The sequence below is a fragment of the Dongia soli genome (genome assembly GCF_034044715.1).
Lineage (GTDB): Bacteria > Pseudomonadota > Alphaproteobacteria > Dongiales > Dongiaceae > Dongia_B > Dongia_B soli.
In genome coordinates this window covers 303,726-327,164 of sequence record NZ_JAXCLW010000004.1, presented here as the reverse complement: position 1 = coordinate 327,164, position 23,439 = coordinate 303,726, and the positions used below count along the sequence as shown (strand labels likewise).

Below are 23,439 nucleotides of genomic sequence, written 5' to 3'. Positions count from 1 at the left end.
TAGCCGCACCAAAGACACAGGTGAAGGCCTCCATTCACTCCAAGTGAAGAAAAATCGGGGAATATGGGAAGCGACACTTGGTTGATCGTCTTACGCCATGATGGACCGGAAAGGCAGTTTCAAACGCATCGGGGAGGGGCCCGGTAGGCACTCTACGCTGGCGCCAGTCGCCTGGCTGCCGGGCCAGCGTCCATTATGTGACGGCATGATGCCGTGCGGGCGCGAATACTACAGGGATCAGACGGGGCGGCTAAGTTCGGGCCTGTGTCAATGCGACGCCGGTACTGTCGAGATCGCGAATAGCCCTAACGAACGGTTGTATTTCATCGTTCATGGCGTCCTTCGCATTACCGATGCAGCTGGCTGCAGCGAAAGCTTCGGTGCCGGCGAATGTGTCGCGATTCCAAAGGGCTTTACCGGCCTCTGGTCGCATTCCGACAAATTCGCCGCTTACTACATTTCGCTCCGCGACACGGATTGCGGAGACGCATCATGATTTGTGCAACAATACTCTAACGCTGGGAGAGAAGCATGTTTAACCATAAAACTTGTTGGCCTAAGTGCGGCGCACAAGCCGCTTACCTGTCGGTAGCCCTGCTCGCGGCCTCTGCCGTTGCAACCACGGCGGAAGCCAAGACTACCGCGCCCGCGAAGTTGGCCCAGAAGGGGACCATCACCTATTGCAGCGATATCTCTTTCCCGCCCTTCGAATTCTACGATGCGAAAACCAACGAGCCGGCGGGCTTCGACATCGACCTCGGTATTGCCCTTGCTGCCGAAATGGGCCTCAAAGCCGAATATAAGAATATCGGCTTTGACGGCCTGATCCCCGCGCTGCAAGCCGGTCAGTGCGATGCGATTCTCTCCGGCCTCTTCGACAAACCGGCCCGGCGCGAAGTCATCAATCTGGTGGACTACGCCAATGTCGGCAATTCGCTGATCGTCCGAGCCGACAGCAATCTTCATGTCGAGAGTTTGACCGAGCTCTCCGGTAAAACCGTCGCCGTAGAAGCGGGCTCGACGCTGGAGCAGGAAATCGTCGAAGCGAATAAGAAGATCACGGATGCCGGCAAGCCGCCGATGAAGATCACAGCGCTGCCGAAAGCGAGCGATGCCTTCCAGCAGCTGATGACCGGCCTGGTGGAAGCCTATTTCACCTCGACCGCGCAGGAAGCCTATTTCAATGCGCAGAATCCCGGCCAGGTTAAAATCGCCAGCCCGCAGACTAGCACCTTCCTGACCGGCATTGGCGTGCCGAAAGCCGATGGCGAATTGACGAGTGCTTTCGATGCGGCATTGAAAGCCATCCTGGCAAATGGCGAATATGACAAGGTCATCAAGAAGTGGAACTTCGAAGCGATGAGCTATAAGCCGGGACAGTAAGTATGATACATATTGGTGGCATCAGCTTCGATCTGGATTTCTTCCTGAAATATCTGGTCAACCCGCCGGAAATGATCTGGTACGGGATCTTGATGACGATTGCGATCGCCATCATCGCGCAGGTGGCCGGTGTCGTGCTGGGTTTCGGTGTCGCAATCGCGCGGCTCTCGAAATTCGCCGTGCTCAGAGCCCTTGCGGGGCTTTATTCCTGGGCATGGCGCGGCACGCCAGTTCTGGTTCAATTGCTGATCGTCTATACTGGGGTCGCCGCCGCAGGCGTCTACCGCTATCCGGAAATCGCCTTGGGGCCGCTCCTGATTGCCGGCCCACTCCAGGCCGCCTTGATCACGCTTTCGCTGAACGAGGCCGCCTATATGGGTGAGATTTTCCGGGGTGCCATCCAGACCATCGATCGCGGTCAGATCGATGCGGCGCGCGCCATCGGCATGCGTCCATCGACCGCGATGCGGTGGGTGATTTTACCGCAGGCCATGCGGACGGTGATTCCACCTCTGGGGAATGAGTTCACGCTGATGATCAAGGGAACCTCACTGCTGAGCGTCATCGGCGTGCGGGAGCTGTTCGGATCGGTGCAGAATATCAATTCGGCCACTTTCAAAACCTTCGAGCTGTTCCTGATTGCCGCCATCTGGTATCTCGCCATGACGACGGTCCTCAGCATCGTGCAGCGTTTCGTCGAAGCGCGATTGCGCCGACATGAACTTCCCGCCGCAGCCACGGTTAAGCCAAACCGATCGCTGCTTTCCGCGCGGTAAAGTATTGGAACCGGTATGAGCGATACAATTATGGAACGGCCAGGCGATGATCCGGCGGGAGCGCAACCCATCGTCCGGGTCGTCGATGTGCACAAATCCTTCGGGCAGGTGCAGATCCTGAAAGGCGTGTCACTCGATGTCATGCGTGGCGAGGTGGTCGTCCTGGTCGGCCGCTCCGGCTCAGGCAAGACGACGCTGGTGCGTTGCATCAACCGGCTTGAGCTGATCGATAAAGGCCGCATCTATGTCGATGGAGAGTTGATCGGCTACAAGGAGAGAGCCGGCAAGCTCGTTCCGGAAAGCGAGGCGGCCGTTGCCCGCCATCGCCGGCATATCGGCATGGTTTTTCAGCGCTTCAATCTCTTCCCGCATCTGACCGCCTTGGAAAATGTCATGGTGGGACCGGTGCGGGTGCTGCATCGGTCGAAAAGCGAGGTGCAGCAGGAAGCGCAGACGCTTCTCGCCAAAGTCGGGCTGGGCGAGAAGATGCATAATTATCCCTCGCAGCTTTCGGGTGGCCAGCAGCAGCGTGTCGCCATCGCCCGCGCCTTGGCGATGAAGCCCTCCGTCATGCTGTTCGACGAACCGACCTCGGCGCTCGATCCCGAAACGGTGGATGAAGTTCTCGACGTCATGCGTAACCTCGCAAAAGGCGGCATGACCATGATCGTCGTGACTCACGAGATGCGCTTCGCCAGAGACGTCTCCGACCGCATCGTCATGATGGAATCGGGCGCGATCGTGGAAGCCGGCACGCCGGAAGAGTTTTTTGGAAATTCCAGGAGCGAGAGAACCAAGGCGTTCCTCTCGGCATTGCAATGAGCACAGAGAAAGAACACCAAGGTTGGCCCTGGCTTTCGGCCTATGAGAAATATCCCCGGCTCGGTGATGCGCGGCCTGTCATCGGCGAATTCGGCATGGTATCGGCACCACATCATCAGGCAAGCCTGATCGGTCTGGATATCCTGCGCGCAGGCGGGAATGCAGTCGATGCCGCGATCGCCACCAGCGCGGCCCTCATGGTGACCTTGCCAATGCAATGCTCGCCGGGCGGCGATGCTATCTGGCTGATCCGCATGCCGGGCGGTGCAGTGGAGGTGCTGGATGCCTCAGGACGGGCGCCTGGCAATGCCGATGCAGCGGCTCTTCGGCGTGCCGGCACGCAATCGATCGGCCATCGTTCCGCTTTATCCGTGACGGTGCCGGGCGCTGTCGATGGTTGGGCTCAGGCGCTGAAACGGCACGGCACGATGCGGCTTGCGGAGCTGCTTGAACCGGCGGCGCGGCTGGCGGAAGACGGCTTCTTCGTCTCCCGTCACATACATGCAAGTTTCCGCGCGGCCTTGCCGGTCCTGCAGCAATGGAGATCGATGTCCCTTTGGTCGACTGACGAAAGTGTGCCGCGTCTCTATGACAAGCTGAGGCAGCCGAAACTGGCAGCTTTCTTGCGCGTGGTCGGTAAAAGTGACGGGCGTGCGCTCTATGAAGGCGCGATCGCCGATGAGATGGTCGAGACGGTCACGGGTGCAGGTGGGTTGCTCTCACGGGACGATCTTGCCAATCATCGAAGCGATTGGGTCGAGCCACTACGGATCAACTTCCGTCAATCAACGATCTATACCAGCCCGCCCGCAACGCAAGGCGTTGCCTTGCTGCAGGCGCTCGGCCTGATCGAGCGGCTGTCGCCGGAGGCCTTGAATCCCACGTCTTCGGCATCGGCTCATCTGATGATCGAAGCGGCAGCGCAGGCCTTGGCGGACCGGGATGTTCACGTTACTGATCGCGACAGGTTGGGCATCGATCCCCGGCTTCTCTACGGCGACTCCCGCATCGCGGCTGCCATCAAAGCTTTCGATCCGGAGCGGACGCAACCGCGGGAAAGAAGTACGGCTTCGACAAAAGGTCTGGGCGATACGGCCCATCTCGCAGTGGTCGATAAGGATCACGGTTCCGTCTCTCTGATCCAGAGTCTGTATTTCGATTTCGGCTCCGGTATTCCCGTTCGGTCTGGAGGCTTCACCCTGCAGAATCGCGGCGCGGCTTTCTCTTTGGAAGAAGGATCGCATAAGGAACTTAAAGGTGGCGCACGGCCGCCGCATACGCTGACCCCGTCTATGGTGCTGCTGGGGAAATGATGTGTCGCATGTGATCGGCTGTATGGGCGGCGATGGTCAGGTGCAGACGCAGCTTCAGTTGCTGATCGATATGATCGATGCCGGGTTCGATCCCCAGCAGGCGGTTTCACGTCCTCGCTGGTATCTCGACCGGGCGGATGAGGCCGGCCTGCAGGTTCTTGTCGAAGAGGGGATGGAAGCGGAGATCGTCCAGGGCCTGCGGCAGCGCGGGCATCGTGTTTCCGTGCTCGGCCCGGCTGAGGAGATCATGGGCCATGCCCAGGTCATCGCCATCGAGCCAAGTGGCGCGCTGGTCGGCGCGGCTGACCGGCGGTCGGACGGCCAAGCCGTCGGATGGTAGCGGCGACCGGCTAAAGATTGAGATCGCTCTCCTTGGTCGGGGGCCCACGGCGTTTTTTTGGCAAAAGCGGCTTTTCGGACAGGAAGGGCACCGTCTCGGGCGTCCGGTCGGCGCTCGGCACGATCTTGAAGTGCAGCCGGTAGGCGCGCGCGAAATGCGAGGCGGTCGTGAAGCCGCAGGCAAGGCCGATCTCCAGCACCGAGAGCGTGCTGTGCCGCAGTAGCTTCCGCGCCTTTTCCAAACGGATCCGGATGTAATGCTGGGTCGGTGAACAGCCGAGATGGTGCAGAAACAGCCGCTCGAGCTGGCGTGTCGAGACGCCGGCATGTTTGGCCAGTTGCGGCGCGCGCAACGGTGTCTCGATCGTGCTTTCCATCACTTCGATGGCTTTGACCAGTGTGGGCTGCGACACGCCGAGGCGGTTGCGCAAGGCCATGCGCTGGGCATCGCGCGGCTGCCGGATCGCGCCATAGACGAACTGATCCGAAACCTTGCTGGCAAATTCGTTGCCTTGGCGTTGCCGGATGAACTGCAAGACCATGTCGAAGGCCGCCGTGCCGCCGGCGCAGGTGAAAACGCCTTTGTCCATCACGAAAAGCTCGTTGGTGATGTCGAGCTGCGGATAGGTTTCCTGGAATGCTTCCAGGTAATCCCAATGAATGGTGCAGCGGCGATCATCCAGCAAGCCCGCATTAGCGAGGATGAAGCTCGCCGTGCTGAGGCTGCCGACGATGACATTGCGCCTGACGGTATGGCGCAGGAATGTGGTCAGCTTGGCGTTCTGATACGTGTCCGTGCCCATGCCGCCGCAGACGACCACCATGTCGAATTCGGTTTCCGCCGCCTTGGGCAAGGCCTTCGTCAGAACCTCCAACCCGCCGCCGGAGGCGATCATGCCGCCCTCGGGGGAGAGGTGGTGCCAGTGATAAAGGACCTGCCCGGAATTGAGGTTGGCGCCACGCAAGGGTTCGACGAGCGAGGCGAAAGCCATCAGGGAAAAACCGGGTGTCAATACGACCCCTACCCGGAACGGATCGGTACCCCTCACCATGAACGCTCGCCCAAAAAAGATTAGCCGATGTCGAAAAAAGGCTAGTATAACATTCAAGCCCAGTGGGACAAAGGGGGCATACCACTAGCGGACATAGGCCGATGGATAATATGCGAACCGCTCGCCGCAGCCGGCGACCGCGCGAAACTCAGCAGCTCGGGGCGTCGTTTTTAGGTCAGCCGCCGCTCCGCAACCACCTGAAGCCGATTGAGCCCCTGAGCCAGGACCAGCTCATGGCCATCCATGAAGCATCGCTGCGTCTCCTGGAAGAGATCGGCATCGAATTCATGGGCAAGGCTGCCCGACAGAAATTCCGTGAAGCCGGCGCCGGTGTCGATGAAGACACGGGGCAAGTGCGGATCCCACGGGAGCTTATCACCGAGGCCTTGAAGACCGCGCCCTCCAGTTTCGTCCTGACGCCGCGCAATCCGGCGCGACGACTGCATATCGGCGAAAACCATATCTCTTTCAGTCTCGTCGCCGGTCCGCCGAATATCCATGATTGCGTGAACGGGCGTCGGTCGGGAAATTATCAAGACTATATTTCACTGATCAAGCTCGCCCAGAGCTTCGACATCATTCATTGCCTCGGCAATCAGCCGACGGCGCCGATCGAGCTGCCGGCGCGGACGCGGCATCTCGATTGCTATCTCGCCAACGTCACCTATGCCGACCGGGTCTATCATTGCTCGGCGATCGGCCGGAACCGGGCGCTTGACGGCATTGATGTGATGGCCATCTCACGCGGCCTGACGCGGGAGCAAGTGGCCGACGATCCCGGCGTTCTCACAGTCATCTCGGTGAATTCACCACGCCGTTTCGACGAATCGATGAGCGACGGCTTGATGGCGATGTCTGAATGGGGGCAGGCGGTCGTGGTCACCCCCTTCACGCTGATGGGTGCCATGACACCGGTCACGATTGCCGCCGCCCTGACCCAGCAGAATGCCGAGGCGCTGGCCGGAATTGTCCTAACCCAATTGGTGCGGCCGGGCGCGCCGGTTGTATATGGCGCCTTCACGTCGAATGTCGATATGCGCAGCGGCGCGCCTGCCTTCGGCACACCGGAAAATGCCCGCGCCACCATGGCGGCGGGGCAATTGGCGCGGCTTTATAATCTGCCCTATCGGGCGAGCAATTCCAGTGCCAGCAATGCGGTCGATGCCCAGGCCGCCTATGAATCGGAAATGTCGATCTGGTCGGCGGTGATGGGGCATGCCAATCTAGTCTATCATGGTGCGGGCTGGATGGAAGGCGGGCTGACGGCGTCTTTCGAGAAGATCATTCTCGATGTGGAGATGCTGCAGATGATGGCCAATGTCATCAAGCCGATTGATGTGACGCCCGAAGAAATTGAAGACGGATTGAAGGCGATCGCTGCGGTGCCGACGGGCGGCCATTTCTTTGGAGCCGAACACACTTTGGCGCGCTACGAAACCGCCTTCTATCAGCCCTTGGTGTCGAACTGGCAGAATTACGAGAACTGGGAATTGGCGGGCGCCCGTGACGCAACCCAGCGCGCCACGGCCATCTGGCAAAAGGCACTCGATCTTTACGAAGCGCCGGCAATGGATCCGGCTATCAGCGAGGCGCTGGCGGAGTTCGTCGCCCGCCGCAAGGAAGAGCTTAAAGACGTCGATCACTAAGCAATGAAATCGGGTCTGGCGGAAGCCAGGTTTGGCGAAGGTCAGGCCCGATACAAATCCGGACGGCGGTCGGCAAGGAAGCGATGTTCGTTCCGGAACCTGGTGTAAGCGGCAGTATCGATTTTTCCGACGGCCAGTTCCTCCTTCTCACCGCATTCTACAAGCATCGCTCCATCCGGCGCCGTGATGCAGCTTTCGCCCGTATAGGCCAGACCGTGCTCTTCACCAGTACGGTTTGCGAAGATGAAAAAGAGCCTGTTTTCATAGGCGCGTGCGGGGATCAGATGACGAGACACCGCGTGATAGGGTTTCGTTGTCGCGCTAATGGCTAAAATGGCATCGACACCGTCCAGGGCAAAGCTGCGCGCCATTTCGGGAAAGTCGATGTCGTAGCAGATCATGAAGCCGAAATAGAGGCCACCGAGGTGGAAGGAAACAGTGTCCCGCCCAGGCAGAAAAAGCGCGCGCTCTTCAGCGCCCCAGAGATGCGTCTTGCGATAATTGGCAATCGTCTTGCCCTCGCGATCGATGATCAGCGCGGCATTGTAGACACCTCCGGCACTGCGTTCCGGATAACCATAGGAAATGGCGATGCCGGCATTCCGAGCAATCTCTCCGGCCGCCTTTGCAGAGGGGCCGTCGGCGATTTCCGCAAGGTTATGCGTCAAGGTGCCGATATTGTAGCCACTGAGGAAAAGCTCTGGCAGCAGGAGCAGATCCGCCCCGCGCTCCGCGGCGTCCATCGCCAGGTTTTGCATCAGCGTAAGGTTGGCAGCGATATTTCCGGGTGTTCCGATCGTCTGGCCAAGCGCGACCTTCATAGAATGCCTTTCCAAGCATGGATCCGGTCAAGGAAGATGTATCGGTCGTATCTGCAGCGGTCAAGATTGGCGTAAGACGCATAGATTCCGTCGATAAATGGCCATTGAGGGGACCAATATCGCTTCTAACGTTCCTCCTGACGCATTGCTGCGAAACGATCAGGGGCACCAACCATGAATGCCGCGCGTCTCCATGCTTTTGTCCGTGATACATCATATGAAACCTTGCCGCCGGCCGTTCAACGCATGGCGGAACGGTGTCTGATCGATTTAGCCGGCGCCGCAGCCGCCGGATTGGCGACCCCCATGTCGCAGATCATCCGTAATCATGCAGTCCGAGGCTTCGGTGCCGGCGAAGGTGCGCCCAGTTCACGGCTGATGTTCGACAGCCGATCGGCGAGCCCAATGGGGGCTGCCCTGGCCGGGGCCATCACGATCGACAGTTTCGACTCTCATGACGGCCATGTCCTGACCAAAGGCCATGCCGGCGTTGCGATCCTTCCCGCCCTGCTGGCGCTGGCCGATGCGTCTACGGCCGGCATGTCCGGCGCCGAATTTCTGACCTCGCTGGTGATCGGCTACGAAGTCGCGATCCGTGCGGGCATCGCACAGCACGCAACTTGTCCGGATTATCATACCTCGGGTGCCTGGAATTCCTTGGGCGTTGTCGCCGTCGCCGGGCGGCAATGGAGCCTGGATGTCGAACGGTTCCGGCATGCGCTTGGCATTGCCGAATATCATGGACCGCGCAGCCAGATGATGCGTTGCATCGACGCTCCCACCATGGTCAAGGATGGCGCCTGGGGCGCGATGTCCGGATTGAGTGCCGCTTATCTCGCGGCGGATGGCTTTACTGGCGCGCCTGCTTTGGTGATCGAGAGCGATGCGGTGCAGGATCTTTGGGCCGATCTCGGTCAGCGCTGGCGCATGCTGGAAATGTATTTCAAACCTTATCCAATCTGCCGCTGGGCGCAGCCGGCCGTCGAAGCAGCATTGTCCCTGCGGCGCGGCCATGCGGTGGATCCAGCGGCCATCGTGAAGGTCGAGATCGAGACGTTCCATGAGGGTGTCCGGCTCGATCAGCATCGGCCACGCTCGACCGAAGAAGCGCAATACAGCCTGCCTTTCCCGGTGGCAGCCGCAATCGTGCGAGGCAAATTATTGCCGACGGATGTGTCTGGCGATGCTCTCTCCGATCCTGATATTCTCGCCATGAGCGGACGCATTCAGTTGCTGGAGGCGCCCGATCTCAACGCCCGCTTCCCGGCCGAGCGTTATGCCAGGGCGCGTTTTCATCTGGTCGATGGCCGGGTCTTGAGCAGTGAGACGCTGCCGGCCCGAGGCGATGCCGAGCGGCCGCTTTCCGATATGGAGATTATTGCCAAGTTCCATGACCTGGCCGATGGCCCGCTGGGTTCTCGGTCAGCCAATGCCTTGCTTGAAGCGATCATGGCCTTAGCGACCGAGAAGGATGCGGCCACGGTCGTCGACCGCCTGCTCACGGCACCGAAACATGGATCGGGCAAAGACAGCTCTGCGGCAGCGTGAGGTCGTATCGTGACAGCAAGGCGCGTTGAGGGGATACGCGTTGAGGAAACCGTCTGGATCGAGCTATCAGACGGGACGCGATTGGCCGCCCGCCTGTGGTTGCCGCCTGGGTCAGCGGGTCCGGTTCCCGCTATCCTGGAATATCTGCCGTATCGACGGCGCGACCGTCATCGCGGCGACGATGCCATCCTGCATCCGGCCTTTGCCGCCGCCGGTTATGCCGCGATCCGGGTCGATATGCGCGGTGCCGGCGATTCCGACGGACTGATGACCGACGAATACACCCCGGGCGAATGGGCCGACGCCGCCGAAGTCATCGCCTGGATCGCCAGCCAATCCTGGTGCAGCGGCAATGTCGGCATGATCGGCCTGTCCTGGAGCGGCTTCAACTCGCTGCAGATCGCAGCTCTGGCACCACCGGCCCTGAAAGCGATCGTGACGACCTGCGCCTCGGACGATCGCTATGCCGATGATATGCATTACATGGGCGGCTGTCTGCTCAACGATAATCTGCAATATGGCTCGACGCTTTTCACCTGGCTCGGCACGCCACCGGACCCGGCGATCGTTGGCGAAAGATGGCGCGAGATGTGGCTGGCGCGGCTCAGCGCGGTGGAGCCACCAGCCGCGCGATGGATGCAGCATTCCGACCGGAACGCGTATTGGCAGAGCGGCTCGGTTTGCGAGGATTACGGCCGCATCAAGGCCGCGGTCCTGGCGGTGGGCGGTTGGGCGGATGGCTACACCAATGCCGTCCTGCGACTCCTGGAAGGATTGAAGACGCCACGCAAGGGTCTGATTGGCCCATGGGCCCATGCCTTTCCGCATGTCGCCACGCCCGGTCCGCAAATCGACTTTATCAATTACGTGATCCGCTGGTGGGATCATTGGCTCAAGGGCCGCGATACCGGGATCATGACAGAGCCCATGCTGACTTGCTGGATGCAGGAGAGCGAGCCCCCGCGGGCGCGTTATCACAACCGGCGCGGACGATGGGTTGCGGAAGCTTCCTGGCCAAGTCCGCAGGTTACCAAGTACCCATATCAATTGACGACGTCGGGCCTGCGGGAGGGAGCTTCCGAGCCGATCGATCTTCCGGTCCGCTCACCGGCAACGGTCGGCACGGCGTCCGGCGAATGGTGCCCCTATGGCTGGGGCCCGGATATGCCGACCGACCAGCGCGAGGATGATGCCGGATCGCTTTGTTTCGATGGTGCGCCGCTGACCGCGCCGCTGCAGATTCTCGGCGGCCCGCGACTGGCAGTCGCATTCTCCAGCGACCGGCCGGAAGCGATGCTGGCGGTGCGCCTCGACGATGTTGCGCCCGATGGCACATCGGCCCGTATTACCTATGGGCTGCTCAATTTACAGCACCATGCCGGACATGGCCGCGCGATCGCCCTGCAGCCCGGAAAGACATATGACACTCAAATCCGGCTCAAGGATGTTGCTTACGAAATCCCGGCCGGTCATCGGCTACGGGTGGCGATCTCCACAAGCTACTGGCCGCTGGCCATGCCCATCCCACAAGCAGCGACCGTAACACTGCATCGCAGCGAGCTCAAATTGCCGGTGCGGCAGGCGGGGGAGGAAAGCGCCGTACCGCCGGCATTGGGGGAGGCCTGGAATCCCGGCCCGCTCGAAGCCGAGGTGCTGACCTCGCCGGAACGCGGCCGCATCCGTATCGAGCGCAACCTCGCGCAGAATCGTATGACGGTGGAGGTGGTCCGCAATCTCGGTGCGCTGCATATCGCCGATGTCGATCTCGAATTGCAAGCGCTGGGATCGGAGCGTTACAGCATCGCTTTGGACAACCCGGCGCAGGCCCGTTCGGAAACCCATCGCCGCGCCGCCTTCAAACGCCATGATTGGCTGGCCAGCGTGGTGACGACATCGGTGCTGACGGCGGCAGGCGGGGACTGGCATTTCATTGCGACGCTCGATGCCTATGAGGGCGAGGTCCGCATCTTCGCCAGAAACTGGGATTTGCTGATTCCCAGATCTTCAGCCAAGCTTTCTTCACCGAAGGAGATTGTCGGCAAGTAACCCACCACGAAAAACATAAACATAAGGGAGGTAAAACATGCTGAAGGATCTCGATATTTCTCGTCGAGGCTTGTTAGGCCGATTGGGTGCGGCGGCAGCAATGGTGAGTTTGCCGATCAAGGCGCGTGCCGCCGATGCGGTGAAGGTTGGCTGGACGACCGATACGGAACAATCCATTCTCGGCAATATTACTGCCCTGGTTCTGGAAAAGAAGCTCGGCATACCGGTAGAGCGCGTAGCCAATCTGGGCGGCACCGGCATCGCCCATCAATCGATCATCACCGGCGCCATCGATATTTATCCGGATTACACGGGCGATGCGCTTGCCAATGTGTTGAAGCTTTCCCCGATCACCGATCCGGAGAAGGCCTGGCAGGCCGTCAAGGACGGCTATGCGAAGGATTATAAGATCACCTGGCTGAAGCCGACGCCCTTCAACAACACCTATGCCCTGGCGCTGAAGGAAGCGACCGCGGCCAAGCTCAATATGACGACGATCTCCAGCCTCGAGCCAAAGGCGCCGGATTGGAAGCTGGGTTGTTCGGTCGAATTCGCCGGTCGCCCGGTCGATGGCTATCCCGGCATGGCAAAGCATTACGGCTTCAAATTCGGGACGGTGAAGCCGATGGATGTCGGCCTGATGTATACCGCTGTCGATAGCGGCGATGTCGATGTCATCGTCGCCTTCGCCACGGATGCCCGTATCGGCAAGGTCGGTTTGCGCGTGATGCAGGATGACAAGCTGTTCTTCCCATCCTATAACGCCGCCATCACGGTGCGCGACGATATCGTAAAAGCGCATCCGGACATCGCCGCAGCGGTCGAGGCAGTGACGAATACGCTGACGACACCGGTACAGATCAAGCTGAACGGCCGAGCAGATATCGATGGCGTGCCTCCGGAGACGGTGGCAGAAGATTATCTGAAAGAGCTGAAAATCATCTAAGCTGGGTAGCATGTGGGCCGCACCAGCGGTCCACATCTCTCATCAGTTTGACGATGGCGTCGCTTGCGCATGGATATTTCAGCGTTTCTCGCCTCCAATTGGCACCGCATCCTCGATCTGACCTTGGGGCATATCGAGTTGTCGCTCTATGCGGTCGGCATCTCCCTGGCGATCGGCCTGCCATTGGGTGTTTTATGCTATTGCGTCCGGTGGATCGGCGCAGTCGTGCTCAATCTCGTGAGTGTCATTTATACCGTCCCGACGCTTGCCTTGTTCGGGCTTATGATCCCGTTGCTCGGTATCGGCATCCTGCCGGCAATCGTCGCGGTCGTGCTTTACTCGCTGCTGCCGGTGGTGCAAGGCACCTATACCGGCCTGACGGCAGTAGCGCCGGAAATTCGTGAATCGGCGACCGGTATCGGCATGAGCTATGTGGCGCGCCTTTGGCGTGTGGAACTTCCGCTCGCCTTGCCGGTAGTCTTCGCCGGCCTACGGGTTGCGGTGGTCAATGCCGTCGGCATGATGACACTGGCCTCGCTGATCGGTGCAGGCGGGCTGGGTGACATGGTGTTCCGGGGCATATCGACGGTTTCCTGGGCGCTTGTGCTGGCCGGCAGCATACCGGTCCTGCTTCTTGCAATCATTGCCGATCTCGGATTGCGTACACTCGAACGGCGTTTCGCTGCAAGGCAGGCCTAGTCATGAGCCTGATGGATTATATTTCGCTCTACCGGGACAATATCATCGACTTGATCTGGCAACACCTGTTGCTCTTCAGCTTGTCGCTGCTCGGGGCGACCGTGCTCGGTATCGGATTGGGGATCGCGGTCGCCCGCTTGCGCATCGTCGCATCCGTCATCGTGCCGATCGTCAATCTGTTGCAGGCCTGTCCGGAGATCGTGCTGCTGGCGGTCTCCATTCCATTGCTGGGAATCGGTTTCCAAGGTGCACTTATTCCGCTTTTCGTCAAAGGAGTGCTGCCGATCCTGCGCAATACGGCCAGCGGCCTTGCCAATGTCGACGAACGGACAGTGGAAGCAGCGAGAGGACTTGGCTTCCCGCCGCTGCAAATCTTGTTCCGTATCGAGCTGCCGTCTGCGATGCCGGTCATCATCTCCGGCATTCGGGTATCGGCGGTCATGCTGATATCGGTCCTGACGCTGACCGCCTATATCGGCGTCGACAGTCTCGGCACATTGATCGTGCAGGGTATCGCGCGGATGGATCCGATACCTCTCATCATCGGATCGATTTTGACTGCCATTCTGGCATTGATCGTCAACTATCTATTGGTCGGCGCCGAACGCGTGGCGGCGGACCGTCTGACTTAAGGATGGCCATCATGGCACATGCCATTGAATTCAGAAACGTCAGCAAGCAATTCGCAGGTAGCCGCAACGCGGTAGAGCGGCTTTCCTTCGCGGTGGAAGAAGGAACGACGATGGCGCTCGTTGGTCCTTCCGGCTGCGGCAAGACGACCAGCCTGAAAATGATCAACCGCCTGACCGATCCAACGGACGGGGAGATCCTCGTACAGGGGCGTTCAATCAGGACGCTGCCACTATTGGAGCTGCGACGGTCGCTTGGTTATGTCATCCAGTATATCGGCCTCTTCCCCCATATGACGGTGGCGGACAATATCGCGGTCGTGCCGAAAATGCTGAAATGGCCGAAGGCGAAGATCGATACCAGGGTGGATGAATTGCTCGAGCTCGTCGGGCTGCCACCAACCGAATATCGTTACCGCCGACCGCGGGCCTTGAGCGGCGGGCAGCAGCAGCGCGTTGGCGTTGCGCGCGCTTTGGCGGCTGATCCACCGATCCTCTTGATGGACGAGCCTTTCGGCGCGCTCGATCCGATCACTCGCCTGCGCTTGCAGGATGAGCTGGTGCAGATCCAACGCAAGCTGCACAAAACCATCGTCATCGTCACCCATGACATGGACGAGGCCGTGCGCCTCGGCGATCGTATTGCGGTGCTGCAGAACGGTCATCTGGTTCAACTGGGCAGCCCCGCTACTGTTCTTGCAAAGCCGGCCAACGACTTCGTAGCGGATCTGCTCGGGCAGGATCGTCTGCTGAAGCTGCTGCGCAAGACCACAGTCGGTGCAGCAATGGCCCGTTCACCGATTACAACCGACGCTCCCAGAATCGGCGAAAAGGCGTCGCTGGAGGAAGCGCTGTTGGCGCTGCTTGCGACCGGCATGCCCGGCGCGGCGGTGATAAATGATGCTGGCAGAATTATTGGTAGCCTGTCGGCTGCGGAAATCGTGGGCGCCGCGAAGGCTGCAGCCTGTTGATAGTGCTGTGACGCGCGTCAGCTTGTGAAGAATTCGCGCAGGATGCCGCCGACGATATCCGGGGCTTCGAGCAGGATATGATGCCGAAGCCGCGGCACGATGACCAGGCGGGAATTGGGAATGGATTGGGCGATCAGTTCCGCCGCGCGTGGGCCGGCGCCGATATCATTCTCACCGGTCAGTACCAATGTCTGGTGTTTGATCTTCGGCAGCTCCGCGGCGAGGTCGTTGCCGACCAGCACTTCATAGGCTTTGACAAAGGCCTCGTGATTATTGTTCGCGACGACCTTCTCGCAGTAGTCGACGACTTCGGGATCGCTGGCGCGGAATTCATCGGTGAACCAGCGCGGGCAGGCATGTTCACGGAAATAGGAGCCCGAATGATTGGTGCGAAGAAAATCCAGCCGCTGTTCGAGGCGATATTGCTCATCGGGATTCCGGCCCGTTGTCGCTGCGAGAATGGCGAGCTTGTCGACGCGTTCCGGATAATGAAGGGCGAAGGCCTGGGCGAGCAGGCCGCCCATGGAAAAGCCAGCGACATGCGCGACATCGATGCCGAGTTTGTCGAGCAAAGTCGCCAGATCATGCGTGAAGTCGGCTTTCGCTTAACATAACTGCCTGGAATCGTTGGCGGCAATCGATCCCGAAAGGTTAATCTGCCGCCCCTACCATACCGTTATAGGCCTTTTATCCTACAGCCCGCTTCGTAGCCAGCTCTGGGCCGATTTCCCTGTGAAAGTTTCATGCCGAGCGTGATTTGCGGGAACATTTCGTCTGGTTGCGCCATTATCAAATGTGCTTAAGGTGATGAGCGGTGGTGTATTCCAGAAAGTCAATTCCATGGTCGAGCTTGCCATTTACATGCTAGATGCCGCGGGTCAGGTGTTGAGCTGTACCGCCGGTGCGCAAGATCTCCAGGGACATGCGCCGGCGGAGATTGTCGGCCGGTCTTTCGACCGCCTGTTCGGTGAGGAGGATCGCGCGGCGCAAGTGCCAGCAGCGATTCTAGCAGCAGCTGGAGAAGTAGGGCAATCCCGGCAAAGCGGCTGGCTAGTCCGGAAGGATGGAAGCCAGTTCCTTGCCAGCCTCGATGTTCATGTCTTACGTGACACACATGGTGCGGTATTGGGCTTTGCCGTCGCCGTGCAAGCTTCTACAGAGAAGCTGAATGCGAAGAGCGGAGCCGTCGCGCCAAAGCCTCTGGATTTTCAGTTGGTCAAGGAGAGCGCCGTCACCCCGAGCATCTATGGCCTTGCACACGACATCAACAATATGCTGGCGGTGATTTCCGCTTCCGTTGAGCTGATCAGCCGCTATCCCGAAGATGTCGATCGTGTGCAGCGCATGGCAACCAATATCAAGCAGGCCGTGGCGCGCGCCGAGTGCCTGACGAAGCTCTGCTCGCCTCCTCCCGCTGAGGAGCGTGAGGAGGCCAACACTGTCACGCATGCTGATCCCTTGGGCGACCTCGCCGCGGGGCTCGTGCCGGTGATGCAGGCCGGTAAAGGCCGGGAAAAGAAGCGAGCGACGCTAAATAAGTGATGTCATGCGGGTTCTGATTATCGACGACGTTCATGCCGCCGGTGATCTTGCGGCCGAGATCCTGAGGGATGCGGGTCATGAGGTCGAGTTATGCCGCTCTGCCAATGATGGTCTGGCCGTCTTGCGCGCGGGCGGCATCGACGTGGTCTTTTCTGATATCGTCATGCCGGGCATGAGCGGCCTGGAATTGGCCTTGGAGATCAATGCCCGCTGGCCGCAGGTCGGTATCGTCCTCACCACCGGTTATGCGGCGGGTCTATCTGTGCCGCAAACGGCAATCTTCGATCTGTTGCCTAAGCCCTATAGCTATGACCAACTGGTCGCTAAGGTTCAGGCCGCGGCCAAGAAATCCTGAGCCAAGAAAGTCTTGCCAGTTGCACCGATAGAGCAGCGTCAGGCGACGCTGCTCCACGGCGTCATCTTGCCCTTATAGTAGAGCAAGGGGCCAACGTCTTTGTCGCCATGATGGATCTGATGGACGCGGGCAACGACGATACCGTGATCACCGCCCGGATAGATTTGCTCGATGCTGCATTCCAGCGCGACGTGAAACTCGGAGAGCAGCGGTAGGCCGCGTTCCGTGGTTTCCCAAGCGCAAATGCTGGAGCGTTCGGCATTCGAGGCGAAATCTTTCGCAATCTGCGCTTGACCTTCGGCCAGGATGTGAAGGGAAAACGCACGGCGGCGCTCCAGTACACTGAAGGACCGCGCCGTATAGGTAATGCAGGCGAGAATCAGCGGCGGGTTGAGGGAAACGGAGCTAACGGCATTCGCCGTCAGGCCTTGAAGGCAGCCGTCATCGTCAAGTGCAGTTATCACAGTGACGCCGGTGGCAAAATGGCCCAGGGCGTGACGGAATTCGGTGGAGGCGGGGCCGGCAGTTTGTTCAACCGCCGGCGTGACTTTCACGGAGGACATAGCGTTAGCCGCGGCTTTGGCAAGTTCCATGTGCTTCATGCGGCAGCCTCCGTGGGAAAGGTCTTGGCATGCCAGGCGCGCAGCGCCGGGAAGACATGCTCGGTCAGCATTTTGCAGCTGCGGCGGGCATGCTCATGTGCAAGGCCCGGCCAGGAGCAATGGAAGATGATCTCTTCCATGCGGGTTTCCGTATAGAGTTCCTTGACCCGTGCGATAACGTCATCCGGCGAGCCGAAGAACAGGCTGCGCTTATCGACGAATTCGAAGGTCAGCTTCTTCTTCAGCGCCGCTTCCTGCTCGGGCTCAAGCGTTTCGCCCGGATTGAGATAGATACGCGGACCGCGCCAGTTGGAGAAGTTCAAGGCCCCCATCAGCGGACCTTCGGCGATCTTGCGGGCTTCAGCCATGCTTTCCGCCACGAAGGTGTCGCGGGAAATTGCGGCCTTCGCCCCGAGAGGGATGTCGATGCCGTGGATTTCGCGATAGGCCGACTGATAGAATTTCAGTCTCTCCTTAAGCGTTTGAACGGTGGGGCGCCACATCACCATGCCCATATCGTTCTGGGCGGCAAAACGCATCGTCTCGTGCGATTCGCTGACCATCAGCCACATCGGCGGCATCGGCTTCTGCTTCGAACCCGGAATCAGGCTGAGCTTGACCAGTTCGTTGGTTTCGGGATCGACATAGGCGGGGTCGTTGACGGTATGGGCCCGATCCGCTTTGAAGCCCGGCGCGGGGAACTGATAGAAGTCGCCCTTATACGAGAAGCGCTGATTGCCGAGCGCGGCCCGGACGACGCCGATGGATTCTTCGAAGATCTTGAAATTGGCCTGCTGATTGTTCGGATCGGCGGCAGGATTGAGATTGGTCGCTTCGAGCCCGTAATTGCCCCGGCCGAAACCGATTTCCAGACGGCCGTTGCTGATCTGGTCGAGGAGGGCCAAGTCTTCGGCGAGGCGAAGCGGATGCCAGAAGGTGATGATGGCGGCGCCCAAGCCGATGCGGATGCGCTTCGTGCGGGCAGCCAAATCGGCGGCGACCAGCAGCGGGTTCGGCAGCATTTCGCGGCCCCAGATGCTGAAATGGTGCTCGGGCAACCAGAAGGTGCTGAACCCGGCCTCGTCGCAGTATTCCGCCAGTTCCCGAAGTTCGTCCAGGAGGTTGGTATAGGGCCGCGACTTCGTGACGTCATGCGGGACCTGGGCGTAACCGAACTTCATCGCGTTTCTCCTCGTTTTTTCGGGCGCTGGGGAATCTGTATGTTGGTATACAATATGACGGATTGAACGTATTCCGTCAAGGCTGCGCAGGGCAGCTTCTTTTGCGGTTAATTCGACTAAAAGGATTGGGGAATATCCGCGGTGCCGCACCCTAGGGAGCGGCACCGCGTAGGGAGGGTAGTTAAATCCAGGAATCAAGCAGCCGGTTGAAGCCGACGGCCTCTTCATGCATGACCCAGTGTCCGGCACGTGGAAAAATATGCATTTCGGAATTGGGTATGAGATCGGCGAGCGCCAAGCCACGGGCGACGGGCACGGTCGCGTCACTTCCGGCCCAGACCAAAAGGGTAGGGCAGGTGAGGCGGGGCAGGAAGGGGAAGATCAGGCGTTCCTGGACCGCCGTATAATTCTCATATCCCGCATTTCCCGAGCTGCTGGCAGCCTGACGTAACAGGCAGTCGGTGCTGCCGGACTCGCTTGCATGGCGGAAGTTCTGCCGCAGGATGGTTTCGAAGGCGGTATCCTGTTTGGTGCGTAAATGCCCTTCGCTGCGAACGTAAGTGTCTTCATCCACACTCCTGCCGGCATAGTCATAGGTTTCCGCTGAAGCCGCCATCCAGGCGGCGTCCCGCGCATCGTTCAAGCGCGGCGATGTGCCGCCACTGGTGACGATAATCAGCTTCTTCACGCGGCCAGGATTCTGGATCGCCAGCCTGGTCGCGATGAAGCCGCCTTCGGAATGGCCGATGAGGGTGACATCCGACAGATTGAGATAATCCAGCACAGCCTGCGCGTGGTCGGCTCTCTTCTCGCGATCCAAATAGCCACCATCGGCGGGAATGGCGGTTCGACCGAAGCAAGGCTGGTCATAGGAAATGACGCGTCTGCTTTTCGCCAAGGGGGGGAAGCAACGGAACCAGGTCAGCCAGGCATCGACCGCGATGCTGGCCCCATGAAGCAGCAGAACAGGTTTGCCGGTACCGGCTTCATACAGGAAGGTATCCAACCCGCCGATCGCCACCCGCCGCTGGTTTAACGGCGGGGTGAGTTCTTCTGACATCGCCGCGGCCGCCACCGTTTCAGTGTCCGCTTGCATGGATCGGCCGCGATTCGTAAGCGGCATCGATCGCTTGGATTTCCTCAGCGGTCAGCTTTACGGAAAGGGCAGCCACAGCCTCCTCGACCTGCTTCACATCCGTCGCGCCGAAGATCGGCGCGGTGACGCCAGGCTTTGACATTGTCCAGGCGAGGGCGACTTGCGATGGCGATATGCCGCGATTGCCGGCAACCTGATCGACGGCTTGGAAAATGCGATAGTCGACCGGCCGGCCGTAAAGTTGCTGGCCATAATCGTCGGTTTCCGTGCGCACCGTCTTGACCTTTTGCCGGTTTGCGGAGAGGAAGCCGCGCGCGATCGGACTGAACGGGATGACCGCAATGTTATTGGCGCGACAAAAAGGAATCATCTCGCGCTCGGATTCACGATGGCACGGATTGTACTCGCATTGCATGGAAATGAGCGGCGGTAGATTCCGTTGATGGGCGATATGGGTCGCCGTGCAGAATGTCCAGGCCGGCATCGTTGTGGCGCCGACATAGAGGACCTTTCCGCTGCGCACCACATCGGCGAAGACCTCCATCAGCTCTTCGACATTCGTGCTATTGTCCCAGATATGAGTCTGGTAAAGATCAATATAATCGGTCGAAAGCCGCTTCAGCGATGCATCGACGGCTTCGAAGATATGCTTCCGGGAATAGCCGCGGCCATTCGCATGTGGATGCATCGGATTGCCGACTTTGGTGGCGATCACCACCTCGTGGCGGGGAACGCCTCTCAGTACATCCCCCAAGATCCTCTCACTCTCGCCCAACGAATAGAAATCACAGGTGTCGAAGAAATTGATGCCAAGTGCGAGAGAGCGTTCAATAACGGGCTTGGCTTGCTCTGCTTCCAATACCCATTTGCGCCAGGAATGACTGCCGAAACCCATCGCGCCGAGAGAGAGCTTCGATACCTTCAGGTTGCTGGAACCCAGCTTCACATATTCCAAATGCCGTCTCCCCGGGGATGCTCGTGATGGAAAAGATCGTGATGGATGTTGTGTTATCGTTCGGCAGCTTCAGGCGAATTCTTCAGAAGGATATGCAGAGCGAAGTCGGCGGAATTCTGGACGAAATCGCGGCTGCTCTGCTCGGCCAAGTCTGCATCGCGCCGCTGGACCGCTTCGATGACTTTGCGCAATGCGACTACCGAATCCTGCTCTCCATTGGCGGCGCGCGCAGTGATGGTGCGCAGATAGGTGATCCGAGCGCTTAGCATGTCGAGAATCTGGCGGGCGACATCGTTGCCGGCGCCCTCCATCAGGCAGGCGGAGAATTTTTCGAGTGCCCGAGCATAGGCGAGATAGTCTTTTCCCGAACTCGTGACTTCGACGCGCCGGAAAGCGGCTATCAGAGCTGCAAGTTGTTTTTCCGAGGCACGCTCGACGAACTGACGAGTCATTGCCGATTCGAGTACCGACCGCACCTCGTAAATCTGGCGCGCCTCATCAGGGCCGATTTCGCTAACGAACATGCCACGCGTCGGGGTTCGCTTAACCAGGCCCTCCGCTTCGAGATGTCGCAAGGCCTCACGAACACAAGTGCGGCTCACGCCCGTTTCTTCGCAAAGACGGCGCTCGACAAGCTTTTCGCCCGGTTCGAAATGCAGGTTCAGGATCGCTTCGCGCAAAACTTGGGTCACCCGTTCCCGCAAACTCAGCGTATTCGGAACGACGCGAAGAGAACTTGTCGATGTTGCCATTAATTTCCCTCTCATTGCTACGACTGCGCGCGATTTCGGTGCTTGCAGAATTCAGCATGCGGCGCCGCAGTGCACAAAAAAATGGCAACTTAAGGTGTTAGAAGTCACATTGCCAACGAAGATGTTACAGCTAGCTGGTATACCATCAGACGTTCGTTTTCGCAAGTTTGATCACCTTTTGCGACCGCGCCTTGGCCGTCCTCGATGTGAACATTGAATGATGGTATACAAAATGATAGTGTTCTGGTATTGCAAAGACGCGAGGCCGGCATTTTAAAAAAAACAGGCCGTCGTCAAACCCTTAGGGAGGACTTGAAGCAATGCTCGAGAAAATCGGGAGAGGAGTGGCTTTAGGCGCGATTTGCTGCGCCCTGGCAATGGGCAGCCTGTCAGCTGCGGCCGAAGAAAGCGCCACCCCGAAGAAGGGTGGCACGCTGACTGTCGGCACACAAAGCGATGCCCAGACGCTGGATCCGATCGCATCCGTGCAGTGGGCGGAACGCCAGATCCTGTTTTTGGTATTCGACTCTTTAGTAACCTTGGCGCCGGATTTTTCGATCCATCCGCTGCTGGCCGAAAGCTGGGATGTGAGCCCTGACGGCAAGCGGATCACATTGCATTTGCGCAAGGGCGTGAAGTTCCAGGACGGCACGGATTTCGACGCCGAGGCCGTAAAGTGGAACTTCGACAATCGTCTGGATCCGGCAACTGGTTCGGCTCAGCGCAAGCAATTGGCGGTTATCAATTCAGTGGAAGTGGTCGATAAATCGACTGTTGCCCTGAATCTGAAAGAGGCTTTCCCGCCGCTGATGGCCGCTTTGGCCGACCGCGCGGGTCTCATGGTTTCGCCCGCCGCCGTGAAGAAATATGGCAAGGATTTTGGCAGCCACCCGGTCGGCACCGGCCCCTTCGTCTTTAAGGAATGGGTCCGCGGCAATCACGTAACCGTGGACCGCAACGAGAATTATTGGCAGGAAGGCCATCCTTACCTCGACCACGTCGTCTTCACCGATATTGCAAACACGACTGTCGGCCTGCAGCGTCTGGTGACGGGCGAGATCGATTTCGTCGCGGAACTGCAGCCGCGCGACATTCAGCTCGTGCAGGACAATCCCGACATCAAGCTCGATCCGATCAAGAACGGCCAATGGTATTCGCTGCAGTGGCATTGGAACGAACCGCCGTTCAATAATCCAAAGCTGCGACAGGCCATCGCCTACGCCATCGACCGTAACCGGATCAACGCGATCCTGTGGAATGGCCAAGCGACAATCGCCAACGGGCCGAGTTCGCCCGGCCTGTGGTGGTCCCCGTCGGACAAGCCGTATGATTACAATCCCGAAAAGGCAAAGCAGCTGCTGGCAGAAGCGGGTATCAAGCCCGGCACGAAGATTACCCTGTCGGATCCCAGCAACAACATCCTCCGGCAATACGATCAACTCGTGAAAGAGCAGCTCGATGCGATTGGTCTCGATGTCCAATTGCAGCCGGTCGATTATGATCAGTATTATCAGCTCACGCTGGATCGGAAGATCAACTTCGTTCCGATGACCTGGACGCAGCGCGCCGATCCGGACGGACTGCTGTATATCCTCTTTCATAGCAAGGGGACGGCAAATTCCACCGGGTACAACAATCCCGAAGTGGACAAGCTGCTGGACCAGGCGCGCCTGATCTCCGATACGGCGAAGCGCAAGGCACTCTATGATGAGGTTCACAAGATGCTGGCTGAGGACCTGCCTTACGTGTCGATCGTCTTCTCCGCGGAATATGCGGCGATGGGCAAGGGCGTGCAGGGATTTGCCTGGATCCCGGACCTCATTCCACGCTTCCGCGATATGTGGAAGGATCAGTAACTTAGGTAGTACGGCGAGGACAAGTCGCCGCTTGCAGCGGCGACTTGTCAGGCCTTTAAGCGGAAGCGGTCAGCGGGCCGGCTCCGTCCTTGCTAGCTAACGACCAGTT

General features: G+C 59.3%; 23 protein-coding genes and 1 pseudogene. 16 read left to right on the top strand and 8 right to left on the bottom strand.

Annotated elements, in window-relative coordinates:
* Nucleotides 1-97: 97 nt before the first annotated feature.
* Genes SMD27_RS24195 through SMD27_RS16270 form a run of 6 tightly spaced genes read left to right on the top strand, consistent with a single transcriptional unit; the run spans nucleotide 98 to nucleotide 4,634 of the window.
* The gene (locus SMD27_RS24195) at nucleotides 98-496 is read left to right on the top strand and encodes a cupin domain-containing protein (RefSeq protein WP_407651930.1); all 399 of its coding nucleotides are present in this window, start codon (nucleotides 98-100) and stop codon (nucleotides 494-496) included.
* Nucleotides 497-531: 35 nt separating this feature from the next.
* A complete protein-coding gene (locus tag SMD27_RS16290; protein WP_320509468.1) occupies nucleotides 532-1,383 on the top strand; it encodes an ABC transporter substrate-binding protein in 852 nt (283 codons plus the stop codon).
* A 2-nt stretch (nucleotides 1,384-1,385) separates the two neighbouring features.
* Nucleotides 1,386-2,159 carry an amino acid ABC transporter permease gene (locus SMD27_RS16285; RefSeq protein ID WP_320509467.1) on the top strand — a complete coding sequence of 258 codons (774 nt, stop codon included), beginning with the start codon at nucleotides 1,386-1,388 and terminating at the stop codon, nucleotides 2,157-2,159.
* Nucleotides 2,160-2,174: 15 nt separating this feature from the next.
* On the top strand, nucleotides 2,175-2,981 hold the full coding sequence (locus SMD27_RS16280) for an amino acid ABC transporter ATP-binding protein (RefSeq protein WP_320509466.1): 807 nt from the start codon (nucleotides 2,175-2,177) through the stop codon (nucleotides 2,979-2,981).
* Complete coding sequence (locus tag SMD27_RS16275) at nucleotides 2,978-4,294, top strand: gamma-glutamyltransferase family protein (protein ID WP_320509465.1); 1,317 nt, start codon at nucleotides 2,978-2,980, stop codon at nucleotides 4,292-4,294. Before SMD27_RS16280 ends, SMD27_RS16275 begins: the two co-directional genes overlap by 4 nt.
* A gap of 1 nt (nucleotide 4,295) precedes the next feature.
* The gene (locus tag SMD27_RS16270) at nucleotides 4,296-4,634 is read left to right on the top strand and encodes a gamma-glutamyltransferase (protein WP_320509464.1); all 339 of its coding nucleotides are present in this window, start codon (nucleotides 4,296-4,298) and stop codon (nucleotides 4,632-4,634) included.
* A 10-nt stretch (nucleotides 4,635-4,644) separates the two neighbouring features.
* On the opposite strand, the gene SMD27_RS16265 is transcribed toward SMD27_RS16270, so the two are convergent.
* Nucleotides 4,645-5,685, bottom strand: a complete 1,041-nt coding sequence (locus tag SMD27_RS16265) for a GlxA family transcriptional regulator (protein WP_320509463.1) — start codon at nucleotides 5,683-5,685, stop codon at nucleotides 4,645-4,647.
* 101 nt (nucleotides 5,686-5,786) lie between these two features.
* Between SMD27_RS16265 and SMD27_RS16260 the strand changes: the two genes are divergently transcribed.
* Nucleotides 5,787-7,331 carry a trimethylamine methyltransferase family protein gene (locus tag SMD27_RS16260; protein WP_320509462.1) on the top strand — a complete coding sequence of 515 codons (1,545 nt, stop codon included), beginning with the start codon at nucleotides 5,787-5,789 and terminating at the stop codon, nucleotides 7,329-7,331.
* Nucleotides 7,332-7,372: 41 nt separating this feature from the next.
* Here the strand turns inward: SMD27_RS16260 and SMD27_RS16255 are convergent, their stop codons facing one another.
* Nucleotides 7,373-8,152, bottom strand: coding sequence for a carbon-nitrogen hydrolase family protein (locus SMD27_RS16255; RefSeq protein WP_320509461.1), 780 nt, complete (start codon nucleotides 8,150-8,152; stop codon nucleotides 7,373-7,375).
* A 174-nt stretch (nucleotides 8,153-8,326) separates the two neighbouring features.
* Here SMD27_RS16255 and SMD27_RS16250 point away from each other — a divergent pair, with 174 nt between their 5' ends.
* The 6 genes from SMD27_RS16250 (at nucleotide 8,327) to SMD27_RS16225 (ending at nucleotide 14,991) form a co-directional block, all read left to right on the top strand.
* Nucleotides 8,327-9,700: an MmgE/PrpD family protein gene (locus tag SMD27_RS16250; protein ID WP_320509460.1), complete on the top strand. Its 1,374-nt coding sequence runs from the start codon at nucleotides 8,327-8,329 to the stop codon at nucleotides 9,698-9,700.
* Nucleotides 9,701-9,709: 9 nt separating this feature from the next.
* Entirely contained in the window at nucleotides 9,710-11,746 is a 2,037-nt protein-coding gene (locus tag SMD27_RS16245) for a CocE/NonD family hydrolase (protein WP_320509459.1), read from the top strand.
* A 37-nt stretch (nucleotides 11,747-11,783) separates the two neighbouring features.
* Entirely contained in the window at nucleotides 11,784-12,692 is a 909-nt protein-coding gene (locus tag SMD27_RS16240; RefSeq protein ID WP_320509458.1) for an ABC transporter substrate-binding protein, read from the top strand.
* Between the two features lie 69 nt (nucleotides 12,693-12,761).
* Nucleotides 12,762-13,391 (top strand): ABC transporter permease, encoded by a 630-nt coding sequence (locus tag SMD27_RS16235; protein WP_320509457.1) that lies wholly within the window; start codon nucleotides 12,762-12,764, stop codon nucleotides 13,389-13,391.
* 2 nt (nucleotides 13,392-13,393) lie between these two features.
* On the top strand, nucleotides 13,394-14,023 hold the full coding sequence (locus tag SMD27_RS16230) for an ABC transporter permease (protein WP_320509456.1): 630 nt from the start codon (nucleotides 13,394-13,396) through the stop codon (nucleotides 14,021-14,023).
* An 11-nt stretch (nucleotides 14,024-14,034) separates the two neighbouring features.
* Nucleotides 14,035-14,991, top strand: a complete 957-nt coding sequence (locus SMD27_RS16225; protein WP_320509455.1) for an ABC transporter ATP-binding protein — start codon at nucleotides 14,035-14,037, stop codon at nucleotides 14,989-14,991.
* A 17-nt stretch (nucleotides 14,992-15,008) separates the two neighbouring features.
* On the opposite strand, the pseudogene SMD27_RS16220 reads toward SMD27_RS16225, so the two are convergent.
* Nucleotides 15,009-15,578, bottom strand: a pseudogene (locus SMD27_RS16220) (alpha/beta fold hydrolase); the annotation flags it as partial.
* 220 nt (nucleotides 15,579-15,798) lie between these two features.
* Between SMD27_RS16220 and SMD27_RS16215 the strand changes: the two are divergent.
* Nucleotides 15,799-16,533, top strand: coding sequence for a PAS domain S-box protein (locus SMD27_RS16215; RefSeq protein ID WP_320509454.1), 735 nt, complete (start codon nucleotides 15,799-15,801; stop codon nucleotides 16,531-16,533).
* 4 nt (nucleotides 16,534-16,537) lie between these two features.
* On the top strand, nucleotides 16,538-16,888 hold the full coding sequence (locus SMD27_RS16210; protein ID WP_320509453.1) for a response regulator: 351 nt from the start codon (nucleotides 16,538-16,540) through the stop codon (nucleotides 16,886-16,888).
* Between the two features lie 38 nt (nucleotides 16,889-16,926).
* Here SMD27_RS16210 and SMD27_RS16205 read toward each other — a convergent pair whose 3' ends face one another.
* The 5 genes from SMD27_RS16205 to SMD27_RS16185 form a co-directional block, all read right to left on the bottom strand.
* Complete coding sequence (locus SMD27_RS16205) at nucleotides 16,927-17,490, bottom strand: flavin reductase family protein (protein WP_320509452.1); 564 nt, start codon at nucleotides 17,488-17,490, stop codon at nucleotides 16,927-16,929.
* Nucleotides 17,487-18,671: an LLM class flavin-dependent oxidoreductase gene (locus tag SMD27_RS16200; protein ID WP_320509451.1), complete on the bottom strand. Its 1,185-nt coding sequence runs from the start codon at nucleotides 18,669-18,671 to the stop codon at nucleotides 17,487-17,489. Before SMD27_RS16200 ends, SMD27_RS16205 begins: the two co-directional genes overlap by 4 nt.
* A gap of 181 nt (nucleotides 18,672-18,852) precedes the next feature.
* Nucleotides 18,853-19,731, bottom strand: coding sequence for an alpha/beta fold hydrolase (locus SMD27_RS16195; protein WP_320509450.1), 879 nt, complete (start codon nucleotides 19,729-19,731; stop codon nucleotides 18,853-18,855).
* Nucleotides 19,732-19,750: 19 nt separating this feature from the next.
* A complete protein-coding gene (locus SMD27_RS16190) occupies nucleotides 19,751-20,713 on the bottom strand; it encodes an aldo/keto reductase (RefSeq protein WP_320509560.1) in 963 nt (320 codons plus the stop codon).
* Between the two features lie 62 nt (nucleotides 20,714-20,775).
* Entirely contained in the window at nucleotides 20,776-21,474 is a 699-nt protein-coding gene (locus SMD27_RS16185) for a GntR family transcriptional regulator (RefSeq protein WP_320509449.1), read from the bottom strand.
* Between the two features lie 344 nt (nucleotides 21,475-21,818).
* Between SMD27_RS16185 and SMD27_RS16180 the strand changes: the two genes are divergently transcribed.
* Complete coding sequence (locus SMD27_RS16180; protein WP_320509448.1) at nucleotides 21,819-23,330, top strand: ABC transporter substrate-binding protein; 1,512 nt, start codon at nucleotides 21,819-21,821, stop codon at nucleotides 23,328-23,330.
* Nucleotides 23,331-23,439: the final 109 nt, after the last annotated feature.